This window comes from Nisaea sp. (assembly GCF_040217065.1).
In the GTDB taxonomy this organism is placed as follows: domain Bacteria; phylum Pseudomonadota; class Alphaproteobacteria; order Thalassobaculales; family Thalassobaculaceae; genus Nisaea.
In genome coordinates this window covers 62,105-76,370 of record NZ_JAVJNX010000010.1, presented here as the reverse complement: position 1 = coordinate 76,370, position 14,266 = coordinate 62,105, and the positions used below count along the sequence as shown (strand labels likewise).

Below are 14,266 nucleotides of genomic sequence, written 5' to 3'. Positions count from 1 at the left end.
CGGTCATGGAGCTGCTCCGCTATCAAGCGTCGTATTTCTGGAAAGCCAGCACGGCGTTGGTCCCGCCGAACCCGAAACTGTTCGACATCGCGACGCGCAGGTTGGCGTTGTCGACGCGCTCGCGGACAATCGGCATGTCCTCGACCTCTGGGTCGACGGTCTCGATATTGACGGAAGCGGCGATGAAATCGTTCTTCATCATCAGCAGGGTATAGATCGCCTCGTGGACACCTGTCGCACCCTGGGAGTGACCACTCAGGGACTTTGTCGAGCTGATCGGCGGAATGGCGTTGCGGCTCTTGAAGACTTCGCGAATGCCTTCCAGCTCGATGGTGTCCCCGACCGGGGTGCTGGTGCCGTGGGCATTGATGTAATCAACCGGACCGTCGACATTCTTCAGGGCCATCTGCATGCAGCGAACGCCCCCTTCGCCGGAAGGGGCGACCATGTCGGCGCCGTCAGACGTCGCGCCATACCCGACGATCTCGCCGTAGATCTTGGCGCCGCGGGCCATGGCCCGGTCGAGTTCCTCGAGAATGAGGACGCCGCCGCCGCCGGAGATGACGAAGCCGTCACGGTTCGCGTCATAGGCGCGCGATGCCCGGTCCGGCGTGTCATTGTATTTCGAGGAGAGCGCCCCCATTGCATCGAACAGCACCGACAGGGTCCAGTGCAGTTCCTCGCCGCCGCCGGCCAGCATGACGTCCTGTTTGCCCATCTGGATCAGTTCGTAGGCGTTGCCGATGCAGTGCGAACTGGTCGAACAGGCTGATGAAATCGAGTAGCTCAGGCCCTTGATCTTGAAGGCTGTGGACAGCGTGGCGGAGTTTGTACTGCACATCACCCGGGGCACCATGTAGGGGCCGACCCGCTTCGGGCTCTTTTCCCGGGCTGTGTCGAACGCTGTCATCATGTTTGAGGTCGACGGTCCGCCGGAGCCCATGACCAGGCCGGTCATCGGGTTGCTGACATCGTCCGGCTCGAGGCCCGCATCTTCAATGGCCTGCTGGGCAGCGATGTAGTTGTAGGCGGCGCCGTTGCCCATGAAGCGCATCAGCTTGCGGTCGATATGGTCCGCCGGATCCAGCTTGATCGAGCCGTGCACGTGGGAACGGAAACCGAGTTCGGCATATTCCGGGGCGAATTCGATCCCGGACTTGCCTGAACGCAGGGAAGCGGTGACTTCCTCGGCGTTGTTGCCGATGCTTGAAACAATTCCGAGTCCTGTGACGACGACGCGACGCATATCAGCTAGCTCCTTCGGCTGTCGTGTTCTGGAACAGTCCGACACGGATATCCTTGGCTTCGAAGACCGTGGTGCCGTCGCACTCCACGCGGCCATCCGCGATGCCCATATATAATTTGCGCATGATGACGCGCTTGAGATCGAGCCTGTAGGTCAGCTTTTTCGCGGAAGGCAGGACCTGGCCGCTGAACTTCACTTCACCGACAGAAATGGCGCGGCCGGAGCCGGGTCCGCCCATCCAGCCGAGCGTGAAGCCGAGCAGCTGCCAGAGAGCATCCATGCCGAGGCAGCCTGGCATCACCGGGTCACCGACAAAGTGGCAGTCGAAAAACCAGAGGTCCGGCTTGATGTCGTACTCGGCCGTGACCCAACCCTTGTCATAAGCCCCGCCGGTCGTCGACAGATGGGTGATGCGGTCGAACATCAGCATCGGCGGCATTGGAAGTTGCGCATTACCGGGGCCGAAGAGCTCTCCCTTGGCGCAGGCGATCAGATCTTCGTATCCGAAGCTGTTCTTTTCCTTGAAGTCCAACAATGCTGTTCCTTCCCGTACGCCAGAGCTTATCGTAAGGCGGAGCCCTTTTCGGATCCATGATAGACCGCAACTGTGCGACCGCGCCATCTCTCACATTTCATGCACCGCCTACCGCAAATATGGTGGGGAACGCAAGCAATCAGGTGGCATGAGGTCCCCGATGACTTGACATATGGGATCGATTAACGCTCTGTCTTGGGATTGAGATGCCCGCGTGGTAAAACCGCGTGAGACCGATATGGGATACCGGGAATGAGCAGCGCCGAAACCCAAAGCGAAACGCAGAGCCTGCCTGAACGATTGATACAGGTCGGGTTGCGTCCGACGCGTCAGCGTCTCGCCCTTGCGGATCTGCTGTTTGCCGCGGGGGATCGTCATGTGACGGCGGAGCAGCTTCACAAGGAAGCCGGCGAGGCGGGGATCGCGGTCTCACTGGCCACGGTCTACAATACGCTGCACCAGTTCACCGGGTCCGGTCTGTTGCGCGAAGTCGTGGTTGAGTCCGGCCGTTCCTATTTCGACACGAACATCACCGATCATCATCACTTCTTCGTCGAGGGTGAGCTCCGGCTGACGGATATTCCGGCCGAAAAAATCGGTATCGTCGATCTTCCGGAAGCCCCGGAAGGCACGGAGATTGAACGGATCGACCTGATCATCCGCCTCAAATCAAAAGAACTTTGAAGCCGGACGAAAGGCCCGTGCTCTCTAGCGCAGGGACTCGTCCACCCGAATTCCCCAGATTGCCGATCTGTGCACCCAGCCGCTGAGGCCGGAGACATTGATTTCGCACCATTCCCGCGCGCAGCTTTCCAGCCAGGCGATCACGCCGGGTTCCAGATGAGCGACCGCCGGGGCACTGTCTGCCGACTCGCGGCGCAACGTCCGGCTGCGGCCGATGACAAGAACCGAGCGGCGGCCTGACAGCATGCTCTGATGCACCCAGCCCTCGGTACCCTCGAAATCCCTGATTTTCCGCCAGTTCTCGAATTCGGAGACGATCTCGACCGGCATGTTCTCCCGCACGAAGACCCAATCCACCGGGTACCGCACGCCGGGGCCTGTCCGCACATTGACCTCTTCGGCCTGGAGTGTGACATACCGGGGGATCGGCAGGCCGGTGACGCTGCCCACCGTCTCCGCCCCGGCCGGCCTGTTCAGGCCGGTCAGCAGGGCGGCCGGCAGGATCAATAGGATGAGGATCAGCGAGAGTGGTTTCAGAATCATGGTGCGTATCCCGGAATGGCAGATCATCCTACCACTACAATTTGGGTGGAGTAAGGGGGGCACCGCTAGATAGCGCCTGGACCTGCCACTTTATAGACAATTCGCCGGACGCCTGATATTTCCCGGAAGTACAGGGTTTCGGGGTGAAGGATAAATTCCATGACAACCAGCAAGCCGCTCGTCATCGTCACACGGAAGCTGCCGGATCCGGTGGAGACCCGGATGATGGAGCTGTTCGACACGCGGCTGAACATGTCGGACGAGCCGTTCTCCCGGGATCAGCTGCAGGCCGCCATGGCCGAGGCGGAGATTCTGATCCCGACGGTGACCGACAAGCTCGATGCGAATTTGATCGAGGGCGCGGGCCCCGGGCTGAAACTGATCGCCTCCTTCGGCACCGGTGTTGACCATATCGACGTCCCGGCGGCCAAGAAGAAGGGCATCATCGTCACAAACACGCCCGGCGTGCTGACCGAGGATACGGCGGACATGACCATGGCGTTGATCCTTGCGGTGCCGCGCCGTCTGGTCGAGGGCGAAAAGCTGGTCCGTTCCGGGAATTGGGAAGGCTGGGGGCCGACGGTGATGCTCGGCCACCGGATCCACGGCAAGCGTCTCGGCATCATCGGCATGGGCCGGATCGGCCAGGCAGTGGCGACGCGGGCCCGCGGGTTCGGCCTGTCGATCCATTACCACAATCGCCGCCGGCTGCACCCGGAGGCCGAGCAGGAGCTGGAAGCGACCTATTGGGACAATCTGGACCAGATGCTGTCCCGCATGGATATCATCTCGGTGAACTGCCCGCGCACCCCCGCCACCTATCACATGCTGAATGCGCGTCGGCTCGCGCTGCTGCAGCCGCATGCCTATCTGGTAAACACCTCGCGCGGCGAGGTGGTGGATGAGGCGGCGCTGGTGCAGGCGCTGTCAAACCGGGACTTCGCGGGCGCCGGTCTCGATGTCTTCGAGCACGAACCGAGGGTCGATCCGAAGCTGCTGAAGCTCTCCAACGTCGTGCTGCTGCCGCATATGGGCTCGGCGACGATCGAGGGCCGGATCGATATGGGGGAAAAGGTGATCGTGAACGTGAAGACGTTCGTTGACGGCCATCGGCCGCCGGACAGGGTGCTCGAGCTCGAGTTCTGAGCCTTCTTGTTAATGGCCGAAAAAGGCGCTGGCGTCGCCGGAACCGGTCATCACGCTGACCAGAACAAGACTCAGGACCAGGGCGAGTCCGAAAAGGGGCAGCCCCCAGGACCCGCTGGCCTGGAGATCGGCTTCGCTCGGCACAACGCCGTTGCCGGCATGCGGTTTTTCTGAATCGTGCCCACTCATGGTTCTTACTCTCCCGGGCCGCCCGGCATTCCACCCGATTGCGAAATCAGCAGCCTCATCATTATGCTCAGTTGATATGTAAACATATGGTAACCGATTGGATTATTTCCAATCCGTTATCGATTATCACACTGGCACATGACACATGCCGATCAGGACCGAATTAAGGCGATGATCAGGCAATTTCGCGGATGGACGGGTCGGTGCCGCACAGCGCGCAGCCCGGATCGCGGGCGGCTTTCATCTTCCGGAAGGTCGGACCCAGCGCGTCATAGATCAGCAGATGGCCGGACAGGCTGCTGCCGAGATCAAGCAATTCCTTCAGGACTTCGGTCGCCTGCAACGTGCCGATGACACCGGCGACCGCTCCCAGGATGCCGGCCTCCTCGCAGCGCGGGATCATGCCGGGCGGCGGTTCGGTCGGGAACAGGCAGCGGTAGCAGGGCTCACCCTCATGGCCGCGTACACCTCCCCGGAAGGTCGCGAGCTGGCCTTCGAAGCGCAGCAGGGAGCCGGAGACCAGCGGCTTGCCGGAGAAATAGGCGGCATCGTTGACGAGATAGCGGGTGGCGAAATTGTCACTGCCATCGGCGATCAAGTCATAGTCGGCGAAAAGCGCCGCCGCATTCCCGGCGGTCAGCCGTTCCTCGTACCGGTTTACCTGGATACCCGGATTGATCCGGGCGACGGACTCCGCCGCTGATGCGACCTTGGAGATGCCGACCGAGGCGGTGCCGTGCGCGATCTGTCGCTGCAGGTTGGTCAGATCAACTTCATCGTCATCGACGATGCCGAGCGTGCCGACCCCGGCAGCGGCGAGATAGAGCAGCAGTGGTGAGCCGAGCCCGCCGGCACCAATCACCAGGACGCGGGAGGCGAGAAGGCGCTCCTGCCCCTCCTCGCCGACCTCGTCCAGGATCAGATGGCGGGCATAGCGGTGGAACTGCTCGTCGTTCAGTTCCATGCCGCTTATTCCCCAAGGCCCTCGAACAGGGCGGTCGAGAGATAGCGTTCGGCAAAGCTCGGAATGATGACAACGATCCGCTTGCCTTCCATCTCCGGTCGCTTGCCGATCTCGAAGGCGGCGGCAAGGGCTGCCCCGGATGAGATCCCGGCCGGAAGGCCTTCGATGCGGGCCGCCTCGCGGCTGGTCTCGATGGCGGCTTCGTTGCTGATTTGGATGATCTCGTCATAGATCTTCGTGTCGAGAATCTCCGGCACGAAACCGGCGCCGATGCCCTGGATCTTGTGCGGCGCCGGGCTGCCACCGGACAGCACCGGACTGGCTTCCGGCTCGACGGCAACAACGTGGAGCTTCGGGTTGCGCTGCTTCAGCACGCCGCCGGCGCCCGTGATGGTGCCGCCGGTGCCGATACCCGAGACGAAAGCGTCGATATCGCCGCCAGTATCCGCCCAGATTTCCTCCGCCGTGGTGCGGACATGGACATCCGGGTTAGCCGGGTTGGCGAATTGCTGGGGCATGAAGGAACCCGGTGTCTGGGCAACCAGTTCCTCGGCCTTTGCGATTGCGCCTTTCATGCCGAGCGGTGCTTCGGTCAGCACGATTTCAGCACCGAGGAACGCCAGCATCTTGCGGCGCTCGATCGACATGGATTCCGGCATGGTCAGGATCAGCTTGTAGCCCTTGGCCGCCGCCACGAAGGCAAGGCCGATGCCTGTATTGCCACTTGTCGGCTCGATGATGGTGGCGCCCGGCTTCAGGTCTCCGGAGGCTTCGGCCGCTTCGATCATCGCCTTGCCGATCCGGTCCTTTACCGAGGCCAGCGGATTGAAGAATTCGAGCTTGGCAAGGATGTCCGCCTTGACGCCCTTGGCTGCTGCGAGTTTCGATACGCGGACGAGAGGTGTGCCGCCAATCGTATCAAGGATGCTGTCGTAGATTTTTCCGCGGAATTCGGTTGCGCTCATCTGGTTTTCCTCCCTCGGGAATGTCCTGTCCTGCTCAAGCTGGTCAATCCCGCCCAGCTCTTAAACGGCCGGTACGGAACAAGTGTGTGCGTGTTCGCGCGCCAGCGCTCAGCCGGTCCCGGTGGAGCCGAAGCCGCCGCTGCCGCGCGCCGTCTCGTCCAGCTCTTCGACTTCCTGCCAGCGGGCCTGGATCACCGGTGCCATCAGCATCTGCGCGATGCGCATGCCGCGGGTTACGGTGAAGGACTCCTGGCCGTGATTGATCAGGATAACGCCGATCTCGCCGCGATAATCCGCATCGATGGTGCCGGGTGTGTTCACCTGGGTCACGCCATTGCGCAGCGCCAGCCCCGAACGGGGCCGGACCTGCGCCTCGAAGCCCGGCGGCAGGGCAATGGACAGGCCGGTCGGGATCAGTGTGCGCGCGCCCGGCGCCAGAACGACATCTTCTGAAATCGCGGCCATCAGATCCATGCCGGCGCTATCCGGCGTCTGGTATTCCGGCAATGGAAGGTCGGCGCCGTGCGGCAGGCGGCGGACGCGGACGTCGATGGTGGCGGAAGTCATGCCGTGAAATGCTCCGTGATGCGGGCGGCGAGCTTTGTCGCCACCTCTTTCTTGGTCAGGGTGGGCCAGTCCTCGGCGCCGTTCCCGGTGATCAGGTGAATGGTGTTGGCGTCCCCGCCGAACGTGCCCGTCGCCGGGCTGACATCGTTGGCCAGGATCCAGTCGCAGCCCTTGCGGGCGCGTTTCTCGGTGGCGTGCGGGACGACGTTTTCCGTTTCGGCAGCGAAACCAATGACCAGCGCCGGCCGTTTACCGTCGAGCCCGGAAACCGTCTTCAGAATATCCGGGTTCTCGGTCATGGAGAGCGCCGGGATATCTCCGCTGCCATCCTTCTTCAGCTTCTGTGTCGCTTCCTCCGCCACGCGCCAGTCGGCGACGGCGGCAGCGAAGATTGCGATATCGGCGGGCAGGGCGGCTTCGACCCCGGCCAGCATCTGCCGCGCGGTCTCGATATGCCGGACGGTGACGCCTGCCGGATCGGGCTCCCGCGTCGGACCGGTGACCAGCGTCACCTCGGCACCCGCCGCTGCAAGCGCCGCCGCGATGGCATGACCCTGCTTGCCGGATGACCGGTTGGCGATATAGCGTACGGGGTCGATCGGCTCATAGGTCGGCCCGCTGGTGACCACGGCGCGTTTGCCCGCCAGCGGTTTCGCCGCCGGGTCGAGCCGGGCCGCGACAGCTTCGGCAATCGCCGCCGGTTCCGCCATGCGCCCCGGCCCGAACTCGCCGCAGGCCATGTCGCCCTCGTCCGGTCCGATGAAGGAAATGCCGCGCTCCGTCAGGACTTTCACGTTCTCCTGCGTCGCCGCATGGGTCCACATCCGGACATTCATCGCCGGTGCGGCCAGTACCGGCGTGTCGGTCGCCAGCAGCAATGTGGAGGCCAGATCGCCTGCCAGCCCGGCCCGCATCTTCGCCAGCAAATCGGCGGTGGCGGGCGCGACGACGATCAGATCGGCGGATCGGGAAAGCTGGATATGCCCCATCTCCGCCTCGTCGGTGAGGGAGAAGAGATCTGTATAGACCTTGTCCTCGGTCAGCGCCGAGAGGCTGAGCGGCGTGACGAACTCGGCGCCGGCGCGGGTCAGCACCGCGCGCACGGCAATGCCGCGCTTGCGCAGCAGCCGCACCAGCTCCAGCGCCTTATAGGCGGCAATGCCGCCACCGACGATCAGCAGGACCCGTTTTCCGGAGAACATGTCCCGACCTTTCAGATGTCTCAGACGAGGCGGACTCTAGGGCCGGTGCAGTCGGGAGGCAAGACAGGGCTCAATCATCCGGGTGATGGCTGAACCGCAATCATGATTACGGGACAGCCTGCATGACGGGTGTTTTGCCTGTGGGGCCGGAAAACCGGCCTTTTCCTCTCATGTTTAAGGATATAAACACGAAAATTTTTCGTATAATTGAGGCTGCGGATCTACCGATGCCGACGATCAAGATATTCGCGAATTGCTGGATAGTGATGTATTTTGACAATCACCTTCCACCGCATTTTCATGTGATTACCGCCGATCATCGCGAAGCGCCCGGGGCTTCCGGCACGGGAGATTCGTGAGGCCCTTGACTGGGCGGCGGAGCATCGCGCTTTGCTTGTGGCGAAGTGGGCGGAGTTGAACTGATGGAATTGTTTCGAATCCAGGACGCCCGGTTTCGCACGGAGGGGCGCTCCGCAGTGGCCGAACTGACTTTCCTGACGGGGGAAAAGCTCGAAATAGATTTTGTTGAGCGGGTCAGGAATCGGCCGAAGCTGAAGCCGATTCTCGACCCCGAGATTTTCGAGGCGGGCCGAATTGTCGATGGCGGTATAGCCGTGGCATGGCCGTGCGGCATCGAAATAGATGCAACGTCATTGCACCGGACAGCGCTTGCCATGCGTTTTCGCGCCTGGCGGAAGGGGCACGGAATGTCGCAGACCATAGCGGCGTCGGCACTTGGTCTGACCAGCCGGACGGTGCAGAACTACGAGGCGGGGGAGCAGGACATTCCGCGCACTGTCATGCTGGCCATGCGCGGGTTCGATGCATCGCCCGATCTGCGGGATGATGTTGCCATGTCGACGTAATCAGGAAGGTCTACCCCGCCTTCCTGAGCTTCGCCGCATCGATCCGGGCTCGCGCAATCCGGTCCGCTACTTCGCCAGCAGGAAGATCAAGCCGGGCGGCCTCGGCGAACACCCCGTCCAGGGTTTCCATCAGCCGGTCGAGTCGGGCCTGCACCCAGACCGGGTCGTAGCGCCCGGCGATCTCGGCGGCGACGTTGATGATGCCGCCGCCATTGATGACGTAATCCGGCGCGTAGAGGATGCCGCGCTGTTTCAGCAGCATCTCGCTTTCCGGCGTGTCGAGCTGGTTGTTGGCGGCACCGGCGACGACCGGGACCTTCAGGCGGGGAATGGTATCCGGGTTCAGCACCGCCCCGGCGGCGCAGGGGGCGAAGATGTCGGCGGGGGCGTCGTAGATTTCTTCCGGGGCAACCACGCGGGCGCTAAACTCGCGTTCCGCCTTTTTCAGGGCGATCTCGTTGACGTCGGTCACGATCAGGCTGGCGCCTGCCTCGTGCAGCAGGCGGGCGAGGGCATAGCCGACATGGCCGATGCCCTGGATGGCCACGGTCAGTCCCTTGACGCCTGGCCGCTCCAGCTTGTGTTTCACCGCGATCCTGATACCCCGGAAAATTCCCTCGGCGGTCACGGGCGAGGGATCGCCGCTCGCCGCCTTGCCCGACTTGAGCCCGGCCACATAGCGGGTACGGCGGGCGACTTTTTCCATATCCTCGGGCCCGATGCCCATGTCTTCGGCGATCCAGTAGGCGCCGCCGAGCCGTTCGACCGCATCGCCAAGGCTCTCAAGGAAAGCATCGCTCTTGTCCGTCGCAGGGTTGCCGATCACCACGGACTTGCCGCCGCCGAGCGGCAGTTCGGCAATAGCGTTCTTGTAGGTCATGCCACGAGAGAGGCGCAGGACATCCGTCAGGGCATCGTCGGTGGATGCATAGGCACGCATTCGGCATCCGCCGGCGGCTGGGCCGAGGGCGGTGGAATGGATGGCGATGATGGCGCGCAGACCCGTTTCGGGGCAGGACGCATAACTGACGGTTTCGTGTCCGTCGAAGCTGGGCGAATCGAAGGCGGTGGTCATGGCATCTCTCCCCACATGCAAGTCCATGTGTTGACCGTATGAGAACCGCTTACCGAAACGGACTTCGGATCGGCCGGTTTCTACCCATGAATGTGGGGCAAGAGAGGCGGAATTTCCGGTCGTATTTGGACCGGAACCGGACTAACCGGTGCCCGGAACGCACGTTTCCGGCAATAATGCTGCGTCGGAATGCCGCACTCTCCTAGAGCGACGCCCGCAAGACCTCTGTTTTCAACCAGCTATGCACTCTCCGGATTTCAGCTTCACGTTCCGCCCGGCCGGTATGTACCAGATAGTAAATGTCGCCGGGCAGCTCCGGTCCAAAGGGCTGAACAAGCGCGCCGCCGGCTAATTCTCCGGCGACAAGGACCGGACTTAAAAGGGCGATACCCTGGCCGGCCAGGGTCGCCTGAGCGAGATGGTTGTCATCGGTAAAGATCGTCGTGGCCCCAATCGTCGGGACGGGTAAGTCAGCGGCAGCGAACCAGCGCGGCCATGTCGGGACACGCTTGCCGCTACGGCGCCATTCACTGCGCAACAGGGGGACCGTCGCCATGTCGGCATAGCCGCGAATGGCGAGCTGCGGGCTGCAGATTGGAGCAAAGCGCTCTTCGAAGAGCGCTTCCGCAACAAGCCCCGGAAAGGGTGCTTGTCCGTACCGGATGGCGATATCGGCCTCACCGCCATGCAGGTCGACCGGCTCGTCCGAGGCATGCAGTTTCAGCACCAGATCCGGATTCTCGGCATTGAATCGTGCCAGTCTCGGGATCAGCCATCTTGCCGCAAAGCCGGTCGTGGCGGAGAGCGTGAGGCTGCGGTCTTGCGCTGGCGTCCGAATACTGTCGACGGCCAGGGCCATGGCACCGAATGCATTTCGCAGTACCGGGAAGAGCTCCTGCCCTTTCGGGGTCAACTGCACCTGGCGCGGTTTCCGGTCGAACAGTTTGCATCCTAGACTCTCTTCGAGGAGCCGGATCTGGTGACTGATCGCGGTCGGTGTCACGGCAAGCTCGTCGGCTGCGTGCTTGAAGCTCATATGCCGTGCGGCAGCTTCGAAGGCGCGCAGGGCCGTGACAGGAAGGATTCGCGCCATGAATGAATTTACCTCATCTGTAGGATGAGAAATCGGCATTTGTACGGCACTTTTATAGCACTCATCTTCATCCATGAAACAGCTGTTACCGGCATTTGTCGGCACAGGCTGTTTATTATCAGGCAATCCGGAGCGAGATGAATGAAAGCCATCCTTCATATAGACAGCAGTGCCCGTCCCGACAGTTCGCAGGAAACGCGGTTTGGCTCGCATACCAGACGGCTGACGCGCCGGTTCATGACCGAGTGGCGGAAGCGCAACCCCTCGGATCAAACGATATACCGGGATGTCGGCGCAACGCCGCCACAACCGGTCACCGGCGGATGGATACATGCCGCCTTCACGCCTCCGGAGCAGCGCGAACCATGGATGAAGGACGTCCTTGCCGAGAGTGATGCGTTGGTCGACGAGTTACTGTCGGCGGACGTCATTGTTGTCGGGGCGCCGATGTATAACTTTGGCATGCCGGCCCAGTTCAAGGCGTATATCGACAATATCGTCCGCGTTGGCCGGACCTTCGGTTTCGACCGAAACCGCGAGGGAGTGCCTTATTGGCCGATGGTCACTGGCGGCAAGACCCTGGTCATCCTCTCCGCGCGCGGAGACTACGGCTATGATCCGGATCAGCGGCTTGCGCACATGAATCATGTCGAGCCGGGGATCGTGACTCCCTTCGCCTATATTGGCATCACGGACGTGCACCGGGTTGCCATCGAATATGACGAGTTCGCCGATGATCGTCTGCAGAACTCAATCGCTGCCGCGGAACGCGCGGTGGACAGTCTCGTGCGGAATCTTGCCGGGGCGCATATGGCCGCCTGATCTTCCTGACGTCAGTCGATCAGGAGCGCCAGCGCGGCGATGAAGAGGGCAAGCCAGACCGGCCAGAAGGAGCGGCGGCGCTTTGCGCTTTCCTCGGCGAAGCGGGCCACGGTTTCGGGGTGCAGCCTTACCCCGCCTTCGGTCAGGGATCCCATGACCCGGTCTGTCGTCTCGATGATCTGCGGCAGCCGTTCCGCAAGGGCAATGGCGTGGGAGGTGGCTTCCCTGATCCGGGCCTTGGGGCCGCGATGCTCCAGCATCCAGTCCTCGATCATGGGGCGCGGCAATTCCCACATATTGACGTCCGGGTTCAATGTCCGCCCGACGCCTTCCGCCACCACCATGGTCTTCTGCAACAGCAAAAGCTGGGGCTGGGTTTCCATCTCGAACTGCTCTGTGATGCGGAACAGCTGGGCCAGCAGCCGGGCGACGGAAATCTCGTGCAACGGCCGGCCGAGCAGCGGCTCGCCGATGGAGCGGCAGGCCTGCGTGAAGGCATCGATGCTCTTGTGCGCGGGCACATAGCCCGCCCGGAAATGCACCTCGGCGACCTTGCGGTAATCGCCGGTCAGAAAGCCGGTCAGCATGTCGGCCAGGAAATAGCGGGTCTTCTGGTCGAGCCGTCCCATGATGCCGAAATCGACGGGTACGACGCGGCCCTCGGCGTCCACGAAAGCATTGCCGGGATGCATGTCGGCATGAAAGAAGCCGTCCCGGAACACCTGGTTGAAGAAGGCGGTGGCGGCCTGGCGCAGGATTTCCGTGGGGTCGAGTCCCATTTCCTGCAGCGCTTCCAGATTGTCGATCCGGGCGCCGCGCACCCGCTCGACAGTCATGACCCGCGCGGTGGTCCGGGTCCAGTCCACGCCCGGAACCCGAAAGCCCGGGTCATCGGTAAAATTCTCCGCCAGCTCGGACGCGGCGGCGGCCTCCATACGGAGGTCCATTTCCATCTCGACGGTTTCGGCGAACAGCGCGATCACCTCGACCGGCTTCAGGCGGCGGATCCAGGGCCAGTGATCTTCCAGCAGCTCGGCGATCCAGAGGAACAGGTCAAGATCGCGGGCAAACCGTTTCTCGATATCCGGCCGCAGGATCTTGACGGCAACATCCTCGCCCTCGGTGGTCGTGGCGAAATGCACCTGGGCGATGGAGGCGGCGGCAACCGGCGTATCATCGAAGCTGCTGAACACCTCTCCGATCGGCCGGCCGAGCTCCTCTTCCAGCGTGCGTTTGGCAACGGTGACGGGGAAGGGCTTCAGGCGATCCTGCAATTGTGAAAGATCATGTGCCTGTTCCTCGCCGATCAGGTCCGAGCGGGTGGCCAGCGACTGGCCGAACTTGATGAAGCTGGGGCCGAGGGCGCTCAGAGCGGTGGCCAGACGTTCACCCGGGCGCAGCCGGTCATAGCGCCGGTCCCGAAACAGCAGAACGAAGCGCGCGGCGAGGGCGAGGGCCGGGGCCTGCGGGATGTTGGCGAGCGGTGCCAGCGCCCCGTGCCGGGCGAGTATCCAGGCCGAGCCGCAGAGACGGATGAGATTGCGAAGGGCGCGCCACATAAGGGTCAGATCTTCCAGGCGGAATGAATGGCCGCGATGCCGCCGGAAAGATTGCGGTAGCGGATACGGCCGAACCCGGCCTCCTCGATCCGGTCGACGAAACGCTCCTGATCCGGAAATTTCCGGATGCTCTCGGCCAGGTAGAGATAGGCGTCGCGGTCGTCGGCGACACGGGCGCCGATTTCCGGCAGCACCTTGAAGGAATAGAAATCGTAGACCGGGTCGAGCGCCGGCAGGGCGAGGCGGCTGAATTCGAGACACAGGAAGCGACCGCCCGGCTTCAGCACCCGGCGTGCGTCGCGCAGGGCGGCGTCGATATCGGTGACGTTCCGCAGGCCGAAGGCGATGGTATAGAGATCGACCGAATTGCTCTCGATCGGCAGCATCTCGGCATTGCCGACAGCCCAGGTCAGGCCCTCGACGCCGGCCTCCGCCGCCCGTTCGCGGCCGACGGTCAGCATCGCTTCGTTGATATCGCAGACAATCACCGGCCCGCCGCCCCGTTCCCGGTAGCGGAAGGCGATGTCGCCGGTGCCGCCGGCCACGTCCAGCAGGGTAAGGTCCGGGCGCGGCGCGACCCAGTCCATCAGCGCGGCCTTCCAGAGCCGGTGGATGCCGAGGCTCATCAGGTCGTTCATCAGGTCGTAGCGCCCGGCGACGGAATCGAAAACCTCGCGCACCAGCCCGGCTTTCTCGCCGACAGGTACATCCTTGAAGCCGAAATGGGTGGTGGCGTTCTCAGTCATCGCGCAAATCCCGCTGCCGGTCCGGGGCGGTTCCAAGGACCGCCCCACCCGTGATCTAGCCCAG

Annotated in this window: 18 protein-coding genes; 6 read left to right on the top strand and 12 right to left on the bottom strand. The window is 62.8% G+C overall.

All coding sequences use genetic code 11. From position 1 onward, the window contains the following. Positions 1-22 precede the first annotated feature (22 nt). Positions 23-1,246, bottom strand: coding sequence for a beta-ketoacyl-ACP synthase I (fabB, locus tag RH950_RS16380; RefSeq protein ID WP_350058683.1), 1,224 nt, complete (start codon positions 1,244-1,246; stop codon positions 23-25). 1 nt (position 1,247) lies between these two features. Continuing rightward, positions 1,248-1,778 carry a 3-hydroxyacyl-[acyl-carrier-protein] dehydratase FabA gene (gene fabA / locus RH950_RS16375; RefSeq protein ID WP_350058681.1) on the bottom strand — a complete coding sequence of 177 codons (531 nt, stop codon included), beginning with the start codon at positions 1,776-1,778 and terminating at the stop codon, positions 1,248-1,250. A gap of 255 nt (positions 1,779-2,033) precedes the next feature. Here fabA and irrA point away from each other — a divergent pair, with 255 nt between their 5' ends. After that, positions 2,034-2,465, top strand: coding sequence for an iron response transcriptional regulator IrrA (irrA, locus tag RH950_RS16370; RefSeq protein ID WP_350058679.1), 432 nt, complete (start codon positions 2,034-2,036; stop codon positions 2,463-2,465). 24 nt (positions 2,466-2,489) lie between these two features. Here irrA and RH950_RS16365 read toward each other — a convergent pair whose 3' ends face one another. Then, on the bottom strand, positions 2,490-3,008 hold the full coding sequence (locus RH950_RS16365; protein WP_350058677.1) for an SH3 domain-containing protein: 519 nt from the start codon (positions 3,006-3,008) through the stop codon (positions 2,490-2,492). A 159-nt stretch (positions 3,009-3,167) separates the two neighbouring features. Here RH950_RS16365 and RH950_RS16360 point away from each other — a divergent pair, with 159 nt between their 5' ends. Then, positions 3,168-4,154, top strand: a complete 987-nt coding sequence (locus RH950_RS16360; RefSeq protein ID WP_350058675.1) for a 2-hydroxyacid dehydrogenase — start codon at positions 3,168-3,170, stop codon at positions 4,152-4,154. Positions 4,155-4,163: 9 nt separating this feature from the next. Here the strand turns inward: RH950_RS16360 and RH950_RS16355 are convergent, their stop codons facing one another. From RH950_RS16355 to coaBC, 5 genes are all read right to left on the bottom strand, one after another. Continuing rightward, positions 4,164-4,343, bottom strand: a complete 180-nt coding sequence (locus RH950_RS16355; protein WP_350058673.1) for a hypothetical protein — start codon at positions 4,341-4,343, stop codon at positions 4,164-4,166. Positions 4,344-4,518: 175 nt separating this feature from the next. Then, positions 4,519-5,307 carry a HesA/MoeB/ThiF family protein gene (locus tag RH950_RS16350; RefSeq protein ID WP_350058672.1) on the bottom strand — a complete coding sequence of 263 codons (789 nt, stop codon included), beginning with the start codon at positions 5,305-5,307 and terminating at the stop codon, positions 4,519-4,521. A gap of 5 nt (positions 5,308-5,312) precedes the next feature. Then, positions 5,313-6,272 carry a cysteine synthase A gene (gene cysK / locus RH950_RS16345; protein ID WP_350058670.1) on the bottom strand — a complete coding sequence of 320 codons (960 nt, stop codon included), beginning with the start codon at positions 6,270-6,272 and terminating at the stop codon, positions 5,313-5,315. Positions 6,273-6,380: 108 nt separating this feature from the next. Then, positions 6,381-6,839, bottom strand: a complete 459-nt coding sequence (dut, locus tag RH950_RS16340) for a dUTP diphosphatase (RefSeq protein WP_350058668.1) — start codon at positions 6,837-6,839, stop codon at positions 6,381-6,383. Further along, entirely contained in the window at positions 6,836-8,041 is a 1,206-nt protein-coding gene (gene coaBC / locus RH950_RS16335) for a bifunctional phosphopantothenoylcysteine decarboxylase/phosphopantothenate--cysteine ligase CoaBC (RefSeq protein WP_350058666.1), read from the bottom strand. The genes dut and coaBC overlap by 4 nt, the downstream gene beginning before the upstream one ends. A 122-nt stretch (positions 8,042-8,163) precedes the next feature. Here coaBC and RH950_RS16330 point away from each other — a divergent pair, with 122 nt between their 5' ends. Genes RH950_RS16330 through RH950_RS16320 form a run of 3 tightly spaced genes read left to right on the top strand, consistent with a single transcriptional unit; the run spans position 8,164 to position 8,907 of the window. Continuing rightward, positions 8,164-8,400 carry a hypothetical protein gene (locus tag RH950_RS16330; RefSeq protein WP_350058664.1) on the top strand — a complete coding sequence of 79 codons (237 nt, stop codon included), beginning with the start codon at positions 8,164-8,166 and terminating at the stop codon, positions 8,398-8,400. Continuing rightward, complete coding sequence (locus RH950_RS16325; RefSeq protein ID WP_350059163.1) at positions 8,357-8,464, top strand: DUF4160 domain-containing protein; 108 nt, start codon at positions 8,357-8,359, stop codon at positions 8,462-8,464. The genes RH950_RS16330 and RH950_RS16325 overlap by 44 nt, the downstream gene beginning before the upstream one ends. Further along, positions 8,464-8,907 carry a helix-turn-helix domain-containing protein gene (locus tag RH950_RS16320; protein ID WP_350058662.1) on the top strand — a complete coding sequence of 148 codons (444 nt, stop codon included), beginning with the start codon at positions 8,464-8,466 and terminating at the stop codon, positions 8,905-8,907. Before RH950_RS16325 ends, RH950_RS16320 begins: the two co-directional genes overlap by 1 nt. A 10-nt stretch (positions 8,908-8,917) precedes the next feature. Here the strand turns inward: RH950_RS16320 and RH950_RS16315 are convergent, their stop codons facing one another. Continuing rightward, on the bottom strand, positions 8,918-9,982 hold the full coding sequence (locus RH950_RS16315; RefSeq protein ID WP_350058660.1) for a Leu/Phe/Val dehydrogenase: 1,065 nt from the start codon (positions 9,980-9,982) through the stop codon (positions 8,918-8,920). A gap of 202 nt (positions 9,983-10,184) precedes the next feature. Next, positions 10,185-11,075, bottom strand: coding sequence for a LysR substrate-binding domain-containing protein (locus RH950_RS16310; protein WP_350058658.1), 891 nt, complete (start codon positions 11,073-11,075; stop codon positions 10,185-10,187). A 141-nt stretch (positions 11,076-11,216) separates the two neighbouring features. Here RH950_RS16310 and RH950_RS16305 point away from each other — a divergent pair, with 141 nt between their 5' ends. Continuing rightward, complete coding sequence (locus RH950_RS16305) at positions 11,217-11,897, top strand: FMN-dependent NADH-azoreductase (protein ID WP_350058656.1); 681 nt, start codon at positions 11,217-11,219, stop codon at positions 11,895-11,897. An 11-nt stretch (positions 11,898-11,908) separates the two neighbouring features. Here the strand turns inward: RH950_RS16305 and ubiB are convergent, their stop codons facing one another. Continuing rightward, entirely contained in the window at positions 11,909-13,456 is a 1,548-nt protein-coding gene (ubiB, locus tag RH950_RS16300) for a 2-polyprenylphenol 6-hydroxylase (protein WP_350058654.1), read from the bottom strand. Between the two features lie 5 nt (positions 13,457-13,461). Beyond that, on the bottom strand, positions 13,462-14,202 hold the full coding sequence (gene ubiE, locus RH950_RS16295; RefSeq protein WP_350058652.1) for a bifunctional demethylmenaquinone methyltransferase/2-methoxy-6-polyprenyl-1,4-benzoquinol methylase UbiE: 741 nt from the start codon (positions 14,200-14,202) through the stop codon (positions 13,462-13,464). Positions 14,203-14,266: the final 64 nt, after the last annotated feature.